Annotated in this window: 11 protein-coding genes and 1 tRNA gene; 7 read left to right on the top strand and 5 right to left on the bottom strand. The window is 49.6% G+C overall.

Features of this window, described 5'->3' with window-relative positions; genetic code table 11:
* Positions 1-160: 160 nt before the first annotated feature.
* The 5 genes from D3H65_RS33140 to D3H65_RS06385 all read right to left on the bottom strand — a co-directional run bounded on the left by D3H65_RS33140 (position 161) and on the right by D3H65_RS06385 (position 4,028).
* Positions 161-730, bottom strand: coding sequence for a hypothetical protein (locus D3H65_RS33140; RefSeq protein WP_211345636.1), 570 nt, complete (start codon positions 728-730; stop codon positions 161-163).
* Between the two features lie 772 nt (positions 731-1,502).
* A complete protein-coding gene (locus D3H65_RS33525; RefSeq protein WP_119049469.1) occupies positions 1,503-1,739 on the bottom strand; it encodes a GIY-YIG nuclease family protein in 237 nt (78 codons plus the stop codon).
* A gap of 144 nt (positions 1,740-1,883) precedes the next feature.
* Positions 1,884-1,968: transfer RNA gene (locus D3H65_RS06395), tRNA-Ser, on the bottom strand.
* 777 nt (positions 1,969-2,745) lie between these two features.
* Entirely contained in the window at positions 2,746-3,657 is a 912-nt protein-coding gene (locus D3H65_RS06390) for an IS3 family transposase (protein WP_119049468.1), read from the bottom strand.
* The gene (locus tag D3H65_RS06385) at positions 3,654-4,028 is read right to left on the bottom strand and encodes a hypothetical protein (RefSeq protein WP_119049026.1); all 375 of its coding nucleotides are present in this window, start codon (positions 4,026-4,028) and stop codon (positions 3,654-3,656) included. Before D3H65_RS06385 ends, D3H65_RS06390 begins: the two co-directional genes overlap by 4 nt.
* A 443-nt stretch (positions 4,029-4,471) precedes the next feature.
* Between D3H65_RS06385 and D3H65_RS06380 the strand changes: the two genes are divergently transcribed.
* From D3H65_RS06380 to D3H65_RS06350, 7 genes are all read left to right on the top strand, one after another.
* A complete protein-coding gene (locus D3H65_RS06380; RefSeq protein ID WP_119049467.1) occupies positions 4,472-5,038 on the top strand; it encodes an RNA polymerase sigma factor in 567 nt (188 codons plus the stop codon).
* A gap of 84 nt (positions 5,039-5,122) precedes the next feature.
* Positions 5,123-6,331 (top strand): FecR family protein, encoded by a 1,209-nt coding sequence (locus D3H65_RS06375; RefSeq protein WP_119049466.1) that lies wholly within the window; start codon positions 5,123-5,125, stop codon positions 6,329-6,331.
* Positions 6,332-6,570: 239 nt separating this feature from the next.
* A complete protein-coding gene (locus D3H65_RS06370) occupies positions 6,571-9,948 on the top strand; it encodes a TonB-dependent receptor (RefSeq protein ID WP_162915446.1) in 3,378 nt (1,125 codons plus the stop codon).
* A 44-nt stretch (positions 9,949-9,992) separates the two neighbouring features.
* Entirely contained in the window at positions 9,993-11,558 is a 1,566-nt protein-coding gene (locus tag D3H65_RS06365) for a RagB/SusD family nutrient uptake outer membrane protein (protein WP_119049464.1), read from the top strand.
* A 20-nt stretch (positions 11,559-11,578) separates the two neighbouring features.
* On the top strand, positions 11,579-12,631 hold the full coding sequence (locus D3H65_RS06360) for a DUF6528 family protein (RefSeq protein ID WP_119049463.1): 1,053 nt from the start codon (positions 11,579-11,581) through the stop codon (positions 12,629-12,631).
* Between the two features lie 11 nt (positions 12,632-12,642).
* The gene (locus tag D3H65_RS06355; RefSeq protein WP_119049462.1) at positions 12,643-13,755 is read left to right on the top strand and encodes a DUF6528 family protein; all 1,113 of its coding nucleotides are present in this window, start codon (positions 12,643-12,645) and stop codon (positions 13,753-13,755) included.
* 27 nt (positions 13,756-13,782) lie between these two features.
* On the top strand, positions 13,783-15,636 hold the full coding sequence (locus D3H65_RS06350) for an alpha-L-rhamnosidase-related protein (protein ID WP_119049461.1): 1,854 nt from the start codon (positions 13,783-13,785) through the stop codon (positions 15,634-15,636).
* Positions 15,637-15,644 lie beyond the last annotated feature (8 nt).

Below are 15,644 nucleotides of genomic sequence, written 5' to 3'. Positions count from 1 at the left end.
GCTAGACAGATCTTTCGATCTCAATACTCCAACTAACCAATAAACAAAAACTATCGGAGCGATTGATGTCGCTACCAATAAGTACTTGATCGGCTTAGAAAACATTTTTAATACTTTTGTGTTACGATCAGCAAGCCTGTATCTATTGATGACGCCATTTTTACCCTACGACAACTCCCACCCACTGCCCAGATAAAGTAAAATTATTAAAGCCGTTTCTGTTATTACTTACCCAATAATTTATCCATCTATTATTCAGATCGAAAATATTAAAGCCACCTCTGTTATTAGAAATTGCAAATGAAGTCCAATTAAGATTACTATCAAATATTAGTAAAACTCGCGTACTTGCTAGCACAGTAAAGCTTACAGGGTTTAAAGCTAAATCGTAAACAAAATATCCTGGAATATTAGAGGACAATTTTGGATTAATAGATGATGTTAACCTCGGGTTTTTAGAACTTGTCAAATTCGGATTTATTGAACTTGTCAGCCTAGGATTAATAGAACTCGTCAAGTTTGGATTAATAGAACTTGTCAAATTCGGATTTATTGAGCTAGTTAAATTCGGGTTGATTGAGCTTGTCAAATTAGGATTAATTGAAGCTGTCAGATTTGGATTGATTGAACTTGTCAAATTTGGATTGATTGATGATGTCAATCTTGGGTTTCTATTACTTGGAATATTCATGACTGTTAATATTTTAAGATTGTTTGCAAGACCTTGCATATCGATCTGATGTCCTTTTCTAACGCTAACAGATAATTTATATTATCCTATCTTATCCATAGTTCACTTACCAAGATGGGGTCGTTTTTTTTTAAAAAAGAACGATTGACCAAAGTCAAAGACGAATCGATAAAACGATTCAAATCGATCCTATTTTGAACTTCAACACTAACGGTTGTCTTATACTATCTTTGCAAACCCAGAACAATCTTAAACCGAATCCCTACGACGAATCCGGCACTTTGCTCAGCCATATCTTGGGATTTGCAAACAAGAGTTTCAAGGATTACCTCAACTGTCTGAAAAGACCGTCAAAGGTTTTCAAAAAACTTTACCTGCTGGAGATTGAATTCAATAGCCACCCTTAGACAATCCCTACACCTTTTGCAATTAGCACCTATTTCCGCAACATTTTTTCCGGTTTCCCGGAAGTCTAAGAATACTTACCCAGACTCTTAGCTCGCTAGAAGGTTTCCTTCCTCTCACAGGGTAAGCAATAGCCCATCCGAACACTTGGCTCCCATTAAAACGTATTAGATAGCTTACATAACCATGCTGTTTGGAAAAGCGAGCTGTGAGAAAATGAAAAAGCGAAACCATTGAGACTTATTGACTAGAGCTGGGAAGAGCCAGACAACAAAAAGCCTGCAAATATTTGATTTTGATGGATCTACTACAAGGAGTCAACCTTGCTTAATATGATTCCTATCGAGAGAAGAATTACCTACACTTCACTCCGGTGCTCCCTGGAATGGCTTATAAGAATACAAGTTCAAAGAAACCTTTTCTGCATGAATGCTCTTCCTGAACCTGATTTAAGGTATTTCTCAAATTCAAACGCTTTGTATTTGTCTTTAAAGGCACAATAAAAAATCAATTCTACTGGTAGCAATCCTCTTGTAGCAGGTACCTGACCATTAATGTGTCGATGAAATCTTGCTTTTAGATCCTGTGTGCAGCCCGTGTAAGGAGAACCATTATTGCAATGTAAGATGTAAACATAGTGCATAGCATTGAGTTTTAAATAACTATATAGCTATGACTGATTGGTTGGCTATAGATTGGCGGACTTCGTCCGCCGAAGCCCGCAGCAGAGAAGGTAAGCCTATGAAAAGCAAAGCCCGCCTTTGCTAAAAGCTCCGGCGGGCGAAGGCGGAGAGAGAGGGATTCGAACCCCCGGACCTGTGACAGTCAACGGTTTTCAAGACCGCCGCATTAGACCGCTCTGCCATCTCTCCGGCGCAAAAGTAGTATTTCAACTTATTCAACCAAAAAAAATGACAGAAATTATTTTGTTTCAGTCGTTTATACCGATTAAATAAATCGGCCCCATCGGCAGCAGGCCGCACTGGAACTGAGATCTGACCCTTTACCACGCGCCCTAACAAAATGAACTTTTCTTTACATTTTGTTTGGCCGCAGACGGCCGCCTCGGCCTAAAATAACAACTATACATTGCCTGCATATGGCCTACACATTATCTGCACATAGCCTGCACATGGCCTACACAGGGTCTAAAGTATTGTATAATAGTCGTTTAGGCCCTGTGTAGGCAATGTGTAACCAGTATCCAGGCACCATTCAGGCAATCCAGCTACCACCCAACCACACAGACAGGCGCATGCACGGCAGCGATATACAGGCATCATGGCTTTTACCAATTACGACAGCCATGCCGGGTACACTTAAAAGTCACCGGCTATACAGGCAGGACATACGCGGAACATACTAATCGGTACTCCTGCAGTGAATCCTCAGTGTACTCCCAGTAGCTTCCGGAAGCACCTCACCAGGCCCCGGGATGGATGCCTCCCCACCCAGCCTGCCGGTAAAGCTGCGCCCTGCTATTTCCGTGGTGTTTCCCTGGTGTTTGTCTGATCATTCCCTGGTAAATCCCTGATCAACCCGTGGTCAAGGCCTGGTCTGTCTTGTACTGAAAAAACCTTACAGTTGGGCAGGTCAATACGGTTTTTACTTTACATGCTTAGGCAATAATACGGATATCGCTTTACAGGTTAGGAACTTTGTTGGTCACCCGGATTGTTTTTACGTTTCCTGGGCTTCCATCTTTTTTTCAATTTTCCCTCTCTAAGGTGAGCCTGATCAGGTGTAAGGTTATCACAGCTCATGTGTTGGCGCAGCCGGTTATACAGGTCAATGGCGTTATGGGTAACGCTTGTTGCCTGGCTATAGCCTTCAAAAACCCTATCCAAATCCAGTTCTGTTTTAAGGATGCCGTTTACCCTTTCTGCAACCGGATTTTCATACGGACTCCCTGTCTGGGTCATACTGATGCGGATCTGATTTGTTTGTAATACACTTACATACTGGTCACAGCAGTATTGTATCCCTCTATCTGAGTGGTGGATAAGACTTTGGGGTACATAGTCTTTTAAGGACCTGATAGCTTTGTTCAGGGCTATCAGACATCCCTGGACCCGCAGGTTCTGGCTTACATGATAACCGACTATTTTTCTGGAATAGGCATCCGTTATCAACGACAGGTACATAAATCCCTTTTCTGTCCGCAGATAGGTAATGTCGCTCACCCAATGTTGCTGAGGCTTTAGTACTTCCAGTCCTTTGATCAGATTGGGCCATTTTCTATAAGGGTGGTCGGACCAGGTGGTACGTGCATGGCTCCTTTTGCGCTTTTGCAACATGTTATGCTTTTTGAGTAACTTAAAAAAACGGTCCCTGCCCATCCTGATGTTATGCGCCTGCAGCGCTGGTCGCAGAGAGCCCAGCAATTTCACAGCGCCTTCTTTCTTTAAGACTTTGCGTGCTTGTGTTGCCAGGTCCAATACAAGTTCTTCCCGCAACTGCCCGTTGGCCGCCTGCCATCCATGTTCATAATAAGCCTGCCTTGTTTTACCAAACAATGCGCAAAGTGTGCCTATCGCTGCCTGAGGATAGTGCTGTTTCACTTGCCGGACTGTTTGGTACCAAACTTTTTTACAATGTCCACTCCCAGCTCCTTACCGGCATTTTCAAGTAACATTTCCCAGGCTGCTACTTTGAGATTGGCCTGTTGTAATTGCTTTCTGAGTTCTTCTACTTCACTGGTTGTGGCAGGCTGCTGCGATTGTTGTGTCGGCTGGACAGGTGGTATTTCTCCCGTGGGATAGTTTGCCTTATACCATTTTACAAAATGCCGGACTGTACTTGGACCAGGAAGACCATACTTGATAGCCAATTTCATATAGCCCAGATCACTACTTAGATACTCACGGGCTACTGCGATCTTGAGGATGTTGTCATGGACAGGATCCCGACCGCCCTTGTTGTTTGAACTCATAATGGGTAAATTTAGGTTTCTGTATACTTACTACCCATTTATGTAAGGAGATTTCAGGAACGAGACAGTCAGGGTCTGATGAACGCCTGCCTAAGCCCTGGGTAACTCCCGGGTAAGCCTTGGGGAAGTCCCGGCAAGGCCCTGGTCAAAGCCTGATGGCTTCGCATATGCTCTTAACACAGAGACGGGCAGCCTCCCACACCGCATTACAGCCTCATTACGCCCCGTTCTTATCGCTGGCGCATCAACGCATGTTCAAGTGTAAGCTGCCGCCAAAACGCTTTTAATACATCGCTCCTGTCATCCTCCAACAAACCCCGCCGCCCGGTTTATCTTTTTGTTACCAAACTGCCCGTTTTAAAACCTTCTGCAGAAAATGATACAGTTTTGTACCTTTATTCGTACCTGGTACGATTGCAAACAAAAGTTTATCTTTCATCCCCGTGGCAGCAGCATTACACCATGAACAGGAACTATTGGTCCGGCTTAAGCAGGGCGATGAATCGGCTTTCACGGCCCTGTACAGCACTTACTGGAAGCCCCTCTACTTCCTGGCCTACAAACACCTGCAATCCGCCGCCACCGCCGAAGAGCTCGTACAGGAGGTATTCCTCACGCTCTGGGAAAAAAGGGCCAGCCTCACCATTCACTCCCCCGCCATGTACCTCGCCGCCATGATCCGCTATGCGGTATACCGGCACATTGCCCGGGAAAAGAAACACCCCCTCCTGCCCGCCGGTGAAGGATCAACGGTCCAACTGGCCAGCGAAGAAGCCCTCCACACCATCGACCATAAACTACTCTTTGACATGGTCGCCAAACTCTCCGATCGCCTCCCTGAAAAATGCCGCATGGTCTTTATCAGCAATAAATTGCTCGATCAGCCCATCCAGGAGATCGCCGAACAAATGAATATTTCTACCCGCACCGCCGAAGCGCACCTGTCCAAAGCGCTCAAGATCATGCGCAGCCACCTCGGCAATGCTTCTTCCCTCCTGCTCCTTTTTTAATGCCTCCAACTTTTTTTCAGACCGACTACGTATAAAGTCTGCTCAATGGACTCTATATAGGGAAAGCCCCCATTTGCATTCCCTATGGTTCCAGCAAACATCCAGGATATAGCCCGCCGCTTTCTCAATGGCACCGCCACGGAAGAAGAGATCACCCAATTGCACCAATGGTACGATGCCTGGGTCGATGAGGAAACCCTGGTACAGGCCGATACTTCGGAGGTGGATATCATTGAAGCCCGTATGTTGTCCCGCATGCTGGAGCAGATCCGGCAGCCGCAAGCGCTCCCTGCCGAAGTGGTTACCCTGCCCAAACGCCGCTGGTGGAAAGTGGCGGTGGCAGCAGCCGTGCTGTTGGCATTGGGACTTAGCCTCTTCCTGTGGCAGCAACAATCGCGCGGTCATCGCGGCCAGGGTGAGCTGGCAGTGACAGACAACGCAGGCATCCAACCCGGCATCGATAAAGCATTGTTGATATTAGCTGATGGCAGACAGGTAGTGCTCGACAGTACAGCCACCGGCATCGTATCCAAACAAGGCAATACCACCATCATCAACCTCGATGGCCAGTTGACCTATGAAGGCACGGCCAGCCAACAGGAAACGACCACTTATTATAATACCATCAGAACAGCCAGGGGCAATCAATACCAGCTCATCCTGCCCGATGGCTCCAAAGCCTGGCTGAATGCAGCTTCCGCCCTTCGTTTCCCCACCCGGTTTACCGGCAAAGAAAGGATCGTGGAACTTACCGGCGAAGGTTATTTTGAAGTGGCCAAAGATCAAAACCATCCCTTCAAAGTATTACTGCCGCAGGAGATTGGCCAGGAAGCCACCGGCGCCATAGAAGTATTGGGCACGCATTTCAACATCAACGCCTATGCCGATGAAGGAGCCATGAAAACCACCTTGCTCGAAGGAAAAGTACGGATGACGTCCGGAGCACAATCCTCTGATAGCAAGGCACAGGCTTCCGTGATCCTGCAGCCAGGTCAGCAGGCCAGGCTGATCAATAATCAATTATCAATCATTAATGATCCGGATATCGACGCAGTGGTAGCCTGGAAGAATGGCAACTTCCAATTTACCGATGCGCCCATCACGGCCGTAATGCGGCAGGCAGCCCGCTGGTACGATGTAGAAGTGGAATACCAGGGCAATGTGCAGCAGGAAGTATTCAGCGGCAGCATCCCCCGGTCGGCCAGCATTGCTCAACTGATAAAAATACTGGAACTAACGAAAACTGTTAAGATCAATATCGAAGGAAGAAAACTCATCGCAGCGCCTTATTAGGCCCATACATTAAACCATCTATAGCCGCATCCTTTGAACGATGGATTTGTCCGGAAAAAAGCCGGAGGTGTTAACGGCACCCCCGGTAAAAAGTTCGGGTAAACCCTGTATTGAACAACCGTATTAAAAATTGATCACGTAACAAGAAAAAACCCAAACACAACAAAGGTATGCAACTACATGCTTTTGGCAAAGGTCGTGTCAAAACGGCGTTTGCCACACATCAAACATGGCTAGCAATGAAGCTGACTGCTATTTTCCTGTTCCTTGCTTTCCTGCATGCAGGAGCAAACACCTATGCGCAGAAAGTGACCTTGTCAGAAAGGAATGCACCGCTAAGGCAGGTATTTAAAGCTATTGAAAAGCAAACGGGTTACAGCTTCTTCTACAATAACCGCACCCTGCAGGTGGCAGGCAAAGTAGACATCCAGGTAAAAGACGCTTCCCTCCGCGATGCCCTGGACCTGTGTTTCCAGCACCAGCCCCTCTCCTACATCATCCAGGACCGGGTGATCATTGTAAGTACCAAAGAAGCAGATCCGGACAGGCAACCATCCGCCGTCCTTCCCCTGGTCAACATCTCCGGCAAGATCACCGATGCCGACGGCAATCCGCTGCAAGGTGTATCTGTATTCGTAAAAGGAAAAACAAAAGGTACCACCACCAATGCCGACGGCACTTTCACGCTCAATGGCGTGGAAGAGACCGCCATCCTGCAGGTTTCTTATATAGGCTATGCCCCGCAACTCATTCCCGTGAAGAACAATACGACCATCAACATCACCCTGCAAAAAGAGAACAGGCAGGAAGAATTGGTGGTGGTATCTTATGGCCTTCAGAAACGACGTGAAATTGTAGGCGCTGTAGCCGAGTTGAAAGCTACCGACCTGAAAGATATGCCCGTGGGCACTTTTGCGGAAAAGCTGCAGGGCAAATTGCCAGGCGTACAACTGGGACAAACCACCGGCCGGCCGGGCCAGAGTATGGATTTCCGCATCCGCGGAGCCGCTTCCATCTCTGCCGGCAACAGTCCGCTCATCGTCATCGATGGCTTGCCCATTACCGGCAATACCGATGGGGTGAACAATATCAACCCCGACGAAATAGAAGGTTTTACCGTGTTGAAAGATGCAGCTGCTACTGCCCTGTATGGTTCAAGGGCAGCCAATGGCGTCATCATGATCACCACCAAAAAAGGAAAGGCAGGCGTTGTAAAAATAGATTTCAATGCCTATACAGGCGTGGCTACTTCTATGAAAAACCTGAAACCCGAAGTGATGAACGCCACCGAACTGGCTACCTACATGAAAGGATTTTATGAAGACAAAATAAAGTATGAGGGCTATACCGGTGGTGTACCGGCGGAATACCAGAACCCCGAACAATATGGTGCAGGTACCGACTGGTATGCACTGCTCCTGCGCAATGCACCCGTTCAAAGCTATAGCTTATCCCTCAGCGGTGGTTCAGAGAAAGCATCGGTGAGTGTAGTGGGCGGTTATTTTAACCAGGAAGGTATTTTGAAGAATTCAGGGTACAAACGCTTTTCTCTCCGTATCAATGCAGAGTTCAACCTCAACAAGTTCATCAAAGTAGGAGCCAGCCTGGCGCCCAGCCTGCAATTGGAACACAACAACCGGCAGAGCACCAGCAGCAGCAACGCCTTCAACTTCGACGGCCAGCGTCAGATCATTGCCAGCACCCTGATGATGCCACCGATGGCTTCCCCTTACAATCCCGATGGTTCACTGACCCTGGGATATGCCGGCGGCTTTTCCAACCTGTTTACCTGGGCCAACCCCCTCCGGCAAATACTGGAAGTGAATGACGATGTGACCCGCACCCGCCTCCTGTCCTCGGTGTATGCCGAGTTCAGGTTCCTGGACAACTTCAGCTTCAGGTCCACCGTGTATGGAGATATTGGCAATTTGACCCGCAAGAAGTTTATCCCTTCCACTTCCCTGGGCGGCTTCAACAATGTACCCATCGACAATGCCCCTCCGGGCAACAAATCGGCCCTGGGCGAAGCAGGTACCAGCAACAACTATTCCTGGATCAATGAAAACATCCTCACCTGGCAGAAAGACTTTGCCGGCGATCATTCACTAAAAGTACTGGCCGGCTTTACTACCCAACACGCCAATGATTATACCACCAATATCATCGGGCGTGATTATCCCGACAATAAAATACCTTATATCAATGCGGCGGCCAGGGTAACAGCTACCAGCGGCTCCCAGGCCTGGGCCTTACTATCGTATCTTGGCAGTGTTGACTATAGCTTTAAAGGAAAATACCTGCTGCGTGGTTCGGTACGTCGTGACGGCTCCTCCCGCTTTGGTTTTGACAACCGGTACGGCACCTTCCCTTCCGCCGGCATCGGCTGGATCGTGAGTGATGAAGCGTTCATGAAAAAAGTACCGGTGATCAGCTACTTCAAGGTCCGCGCCAGCTATGGCATTACCGGCAACAACGAGATCGGCAATTATACCTCCATCCCCACAATAAGCTCTGCCAACTATGTATTTGGCGGCACCCTGGCGCCGGGAGCTGCTCAGGGCAATCTTGGCAACTCCCTCCTGAGCTGGGAAAAACAAAAGCAGCTGGATATCGGGGCCGACTTTGGATTCTTTCACGATCGCCTCCTGTTTACCTACGACTATTACCATAAGTACACCGACGGACTGTTGTACCAGGTGAACGTACCGCGCTCTTCCGGCTTTGCCAATATCCAAACCAATATCGGCACCATTAAATCATGGGGACATGAATTCTCCGTTACTTCCAAAAACATGGTGGGCAAATTTGAATGGTCTACCAACTTCAATATCACCTTCGACAGGAACCTGGTAACAAAGCTGGGTATCAATGACGCGCCGATTGCATCCAGCCCCTCTGTAGCATTATCAGAGTTTACTGATTGGCGTACGGCTGTAGGACAACCGCTGGGTCAGTTCTATGGATACATTTTCGACGGCGTGTACAGGAACCAGTCAGAGCTCGACAAAGGCCCCAAACACAGCACCTCCCAGGTAGGCACCGTGCGCATGAAAGACCTGAACGGTGATGGCATCATCGATGCAGCTAATGACCGCACCTGGATCGGCAACCCCAATCCCGATTTTATATTTGGCTTTACCAATAATTTCAGGTACCAGGGTTTCGACCTGGGTATTGTTGTCTCCGGCACCTATGGCAATGAATTGAAGAATAGCATGGAGGAAAGCCTGTACAATATGGACGGTGTTTTCAACGGACCTAAAGAATTACTGCAACGCTGGCGCTCGGAAGCCGATCCTGGCAATGGCCGGATACAGCGCACCCTGGCAGGCTCTACGGTATTGTCACGGTCCGACAATTCCATGTTCATTCACGATGCCTCGCACCTGACCATCAACAATATTACACTGGGATATACTTTCAAAAAGTCCAGCTACTTCAACTTCCTCCGGAACCTGCGCGTGTATGCAGGCGTACAAAATGCCTTCATCTTTACCAGCTACCCCGGCAACCCGGAAACAAGTTACAATGGGCTGAATGGTATATCGCAGGGAGAAGATATTGGCGCTTACCCGGTAGCGAGGACCTATACTTTTGGCCTGAATGTAGGATTTTAACGGTAACAGGTTTGTATACATGTACGCAAAATGATCATAGCAAAATGCAAAAGACAATACTATATATAGTCATCCTGGTGTCCATGCTTTCTTCCTGCAAAAAATTTCTGGAAGAAACGCCCCGCACCACCCAAAACTCAGTTGATTTCTTCCAAAACGAGAATGATTTTAAATTGGCGGTGAATGGGACCTATGCTGCCCTGCGCGATATCTATGGCTCCAATACAGCCTGGGTAATGGGTGAAATGCGGTCCGACAATACGCATTATGACTACAAGCCTTCAGATGCTGCCCTGGCAGTTACGCAAAAAAATGATGTAGCCAACTTTCTCAACGATGAGTTCAGTGGACAAACCAGCGACAAATGGGTGAAGGCTTATGTGGTGATATCACGGGCCAATGCCATCCTCGACCAGGTAGACGGCGCTACCTTTTCGCCAGACAGCAAACGGATCATAGCCGGGCAGGCAAAGTTCCTGCGGTCACTGGCCTATTTTGAACTGGTAAGGTATTATGGTGGTGTACCCGTCTACCTCCACCTCATCAATAATCCCAACGATATCTATATAAAAAGGTCCACGGTGGAGCAGGTATATGAGGTGATCATAGCCGATGCGAAAGACGCCATTGAAAAACTGGACGCCCCGGCTTTTCCCCAAACCGGCGTAGCTACCAAGGGAGCCGCGCTTACCCTGCTGGCCGATGTATACATCAACCTGAAAAGGTTTCCCGAAGCAGAACCCCTGCTCAAACAGGTGACCCAACAAGGGTATGACCTCATGAGTAATTATGCGGATGTATTCAATCCTGTCAATAAGAACAACAAGGAATCCATCTTCGAGATACAATACAACGCCGGCCTGGCTACACCACAAGCCAGTAATTTCATTTATAAATTCATTCCCCGCATGTCCAATTCAACGGGCATCACGGGTCTCAATCAAAATACCATTACCGATCTCGGCGGTTTCAATACGCCCACGCAGGACCTCATCAACAGCTTTGAAACGGGTGATAACCGGCTCAACGCTTCCATCGCCATTGCAGAAGGCACCTGGAACTCCTCCAATGATTTTGTGCCTGCGTCCAATACCGCAGGCGCTTCCGTGAAAAGTATTGTGGGTTATACCCCGCCGGCGGGTAAGATAGGCCGGCCCTTCCCCCGGAAATTCCTGCACACCCATTCCCTGGCCGGCCAAACGAATAATAACTGGCCTGTGTATCGCTATGCAGAAGTATTGCTGCTGCTGGCAGAAGCCCTGAATGAACAAAACAAAGGCGCCGAAGCGCTGCCCTTGCTCAACAGGATCAGGGACCGGGCATTTGGCGCCGGTGTATCGCCCATTGCTACTACCGATCAGGCAGCTTTGCGCAGCATTATATTACACGAAAGAAGGGTGGAGCTGGCCTTTGAAAACAAAAGATGGATCGACCTGGTGCGTACCGGCAATATGGTATCGGTCATGACGGCCTATGGTGTGGCCACCAAAGCGCTGTTCAGTTACCTGCCGGCCAATTCCTACAAGGTAACCGACGATAGCAAGCTGTTTCCCATTCCCTATACGGAGCGGGAACTCAACAAACTGCTGGAACAAAACAAAGGCTATTAACATCCGCTAAAACTTCCTATATGATTATCCGGACAATTGCCTCCCTGGGCCTGTCGGTATTGATCGCTATTGCCTGTGGCAAAAAAGGTGGACAGGATGGTCCCGTCACGCCTCCACCCGTTGATCCACCAGCCACCGATACCGTTACGGGCCTGATCGTGGCGACAAACAATTCAACGAAGAGCATAGAAGTGTACGATGCAGCCGTGAAAGACTGGAGTAAAGCAGAAGCAAAGAAGTGGAGCTGGAAACCGGCTACCGCCAGTGGTTTCAGTGCAGGAGAAAGCAATGCCTTTGCCGGTGGATCAGACATCCGTGTGCGCCAGGTAAAGGCCTGGGGCGACAGTAATTTCCTGGCGCTCACCGATACAAAGATGGCTGCCATCCTCACCTGGCCCGGCGGCGTAAGAAGATGGTCCCAGCCCATCGACGGCAACCTGCATGCGGCAGAGATATTGCCCAATGGCAATGTAGCCCTGGCCGCTTCAGATGGCAACTGGGTAAGGGTCTATGCCGCTTCCCAGGGGCCCAACAATGCCTACTTTGTGCAATATGACCTCAATGCTTCCCATGCAGTCCTGTGGGACCCTACCTACAACCTGTTATGGGTAACCGGGCAGCATCCCGTCACAGGGGCGCACATACTCACGGCCCTGGAAATAACCGGCACAGCGGCAGCGCCTGTCTTAACCGAAGTGCTGGCCTGGAGAAGTGTGTTGCCTACCGCCTGGGGACATGATGTGGCGCCTTATTATGGCGATGTCAACCGCCTGTGGGTAAGCACCAACGGAGGTGTGTATGTGTATAATAAAACCACCAAATCCTTTGTAGTGGCGCCCGGTGGTTCCAACCGCACGTTTGTGAAAGCAGCGGGCAATATAGCGGGAGGGTTGCTGGTGCAAACAAGGGCCGATGCCAATAAATCGCCCACACCCGCTGTCAGCTGCGGTCTCAATGGATGGGCCACCAGCACAGTAGATTTCTTTGCGCCTTCCGGCTCTGTGTATACGACCCGTGTGGCGCCCGGCGCCTGCTTTTACAAAGCACGCCTCATCAACCCACATTACCAATAAACCAACTAACAATGAAACAGACCTTGCTGATCATTACTGCCGGCGTATTGCTCTCCGCAGGTTTATATGTATCCTGCAAACCTGAAATGACTGACCATACCGCCACCGTCCACACAGCTGAACAATCCAACAACACAACCGCTGCCAATCCATTGGCGGCGGCCAGTTGTTGCTGGGTGGTCACCACCAACCAGGCCAATCACAAAATAGAGATCTATGATCCCGCAGTGACCGACTGGAATACCAGCGCCGCCCTGAAACATTCCTGGTATCCCAATGCCTCTAATGGCTTTACCAATCCTACCGTAGGTTGGCTCCAGCCTTCAGATGCCAGGCTCCGCAACAGTACCTTCTTTGGCGGCCAGCAAATGCTGGTCACCGATACCAAAGGCTTTTGCGCCATCATACCTTATCCTGCCTTGACCGGTAAGCAATGGGCGATCAACCTGGGCGAAGGCGTCAATCCCCATTCCATTGAACTGCTGCCCAATGGCAATGTCGCCATTGCTGCTTCCGATGCCAACTGGGTAAGGGTATACACTTCCTCACAAGGCACCTGGTCTACCGTCAACAAGAGTTTTGCCCTCCGGGCGGCCCATGCCGTCCTGTGGGATCCGGCCAACAACATACTGTGGGTAACTGGCTGGCTGCCCCTTGTAAGTGATAAACATACCGACCTGGCCAATCATATTCTGACCGCCCTTTCCATCACCGGTACAGCCGCCAACCCCATCCTCACCGAAGTGGTTTCCCGCCAGTCGCCGCTTCCCTCCTTCTGGGGGCATGATATACAACCTGTCATAGGCGATGTCAACAGACTTTGGGTGACCACCAATGCCGGCGTGTATCTGTACAACAAGACCACCAGGCAATTCCAAACCGCGCCTGCCAATATCGGCAACCGCACCTTTGTAAAAGGCATCAGCAACCAGCCATCGGGTATAGTGGTGCTGACCAGGCCCGATTCTATTAAGACGCCCATTCCGCCTCAGCCCAGCACCACCAATGGCTGGACCACTTCTTATGTTGATTTTTATTCAGCGACCGGGGCCTGGCAATCATCAGGACATAGGAACGGCGCATCCTGGTACAAAGGCCGTATCTGGACACCCGATTATCAATAAACCCGTTTTCATTCAACTTTCTATATCATGCACTCGAGACGACATTTTATTCAACAATCCTCCCTGGCTGGCCTGGCTTTCCTGGCGCCGGCCAAATGGTTCCCTACCCGCGAAGGCCAGTTTACCTATGTATCGCCGTATTTCAAACTGGAGCTGGCGGCTTCGGCTCCCCAACTCCTTTATTTTTCAACCGACAGCCTGGGAAAAGGAATGCTGGACACGAATCCCTTATTGCCGCAGCAGCCAGTCAATGCCCATTTGTATACCAGCAGGATCAGGAAAAACAAGATCAGTTATTACACCGGCGCCAATCAGCAAACAGCACCGGCCTGGGAAATACAATGCGACAAGAAAAGCTTTACCCTGCAAACTGCCTGGAAGGAAGGATCATCCATAGCAGCCTTTGACCTGTCCTTTTCCCAGCGCCTGAACCATTGCACCCTCCTGGGCGCCATGCCGGGCGGGCAGCAGGTACAATTTCCCTGCGTGCTGCATTTCCCGGGCATGGGCAGTTTCCGTATCCATTGCAACCAGCCCGATGTCACCCTCGCCTATGATGCTTACCGTTTTCATGGTCCCAATGAAAAAGGCGAGCCCTATGTGCGGCTTTCCCTGGCAGCCGCTTCTGCCAATCACCCACACATTACCTATCGCTTTGAATCCATTACCATCTTCCCCGACCTGCCCGGCATACGGCAGGATGCCCGCTTTGATGGATTCCGTAGAAATTACATCAATATCTTCCAGCTCAATCCCCGCATCCGTTCCCTGGCCAATAACAGCGCCAGCGATGCCTGCGCTTTTACCATGTACCTGTATGCAGAGATGGCCCGGAAAACACCCGCGCTCACGGACCAGCTAACGGCGATGGACCTCGTCAGGAATTCCCTGGAGCAATACCTTGCCGGCATGAAAGCCTACGGACAGGTGGGCTACAAAGGCGGCTATGGCTGGCAAAGTGAATTCGATTCCTGCGACAGCGCCCCCTCATTGATCATGAGCGCCTGTTATTACATACTGGATACCAAAGACCATACCTGGGCCTCCCGCCACTATGAGGGCATCAAAGCCTGGGCAATGGCCATGATCGCCACCGACCACAATAAAGATGGCCTTATTGAGTACGGCCATTCGGGCAATGCGGGCAGCTGGACAGGCAGTTTTAAACGTCCGGCCAATTGGTGGGATACCATTGGATTTGGTCATGATGATGCTTATTCCAATATCCTCGTTTACCGCGCCACTACCCTGCTGGCTACTGTGGCGGCGCAGCTCAACAACAAAGCCGATGAAGCATTCTTCAACGTCTTTGCCGGCAAGTTGAAGGCCGCTTTCTATCCTGCCTTTTACAATGCCGCTACCGGCGTGCTGGCCGGCTGGCGCAGTAAGGACGGGCAATTGCACGATTACTATTTCCTGTTTGTGAACAGCATGGCTGTCACCTATGACCTGGTTGATGCCGAAGCAGGCAAACGGATGATGCAGGTGTTGCTGCAAAAAATGAAAGCGGTAGGTTATACCCGCTTCGACCTGGGCCTGCCGGGCAACCTGGTTCCCATTGCCGATGCTGATTATACCCACCACGATCCACGCTGGGGATACCAGCGGTTCCAGGTATATGAGAATGGCGGCGCTACCGGTTGTTATGCTTACTTTACCATTCATGCCCTGTTCAAACTGGGTATGCGCAGCGAAGCCGAAGCCATCTTATTTCCCATGCTCGAAAACTATACACAAAATCATTTCCAGGGCCCTTGTGCCGGTAGTGAAATGACCCGCGACTGGAAGACCTGGTCGGGCGAATGCTGGGGTTATGAAGGTTTCCTGGTGGATAATTATTTACCTTTCCTCGCTGTCCATGACCGGGAGCATGCACTATAAAAATCACC

It is taken from the genome of Paraflavitalea soli (genome assembly GCF_003555545.1).
Classification (GTDB): Bacteria; Bacteroidota; Bacteroidia; order Chitinophagales; family Chitinophagaceae; genus Paraflavitalea; species Paraflavitalea soli.
Note: the sequence above shows the minus strand (reverse complement) of the source record. Positions and strands in the feature narration are given on the sequence as shown.

Bases quoted from the DNA above. Each gene is read 5' to 3' on its own strand.
- D3H65_RS06350 (WP_119049461.1), top strand. From the start codon at position 13,783: ATGCACTCGAGACGACATTTTATTCAACAATCCTCCCTGGCTGGCCTG.
- D3H65_RS06385 (WP_119049026.1), bottom strand. From the start codon at position 4,028: ATGAGTTCAAACAACAAGGGCGGTCGGGATCCTGTCCATGACAACATC.
- D3H65_RS06370 (WP_162915446.1), top strand. From the start codon at position 6,571: ATGAAGCTGACTGCTATTTTCCTGTTCCTTGCTTTCCTGCATGCAGGA.
- D3H65_RS06365 (WP_119049464.1), top strand. From the start codon at position 9,993: ATGCAAAAGACAATACTATATATAGTCATCCTGGTGTCCATGCTTTCT.
- D3H65_RS06375 (WP_119049466.1), top strand. From the start codon at position 5,123: ATGGTTCCAGCAAACATCCAGGATATAGCCCGCCGCTTTCTCAATGGC.
- D3H65_RS33140 (WP_211345636.1), bottom strand. From the start codon at position 730: ATGCAAGGTCTTGCAAACAATCTTAAAATATTAACAGTCATGAATATT.
- D3H65_RS06355 (WP_119049462.1), top strand. From the start codon at position 12,643: ATGAAACAGACCTTGCTGATCATTACTGCCGGCGTATTGCTCTCCGCA.
- D3H65_RS06360 (WP_119049463.1), top strand. From the start codon at position 11,579: ATGATTATCCGGACAATTGCCTCCCTGGGCCTGTCGGTATTGATCGCT.
- D3H65_RS33525 (WP_119049469.1), bottom strand. From the start codon at position 1,739: ATGCACTATGTTTACATCTTACATTGCAATAATGGTTCTCCTTACACG.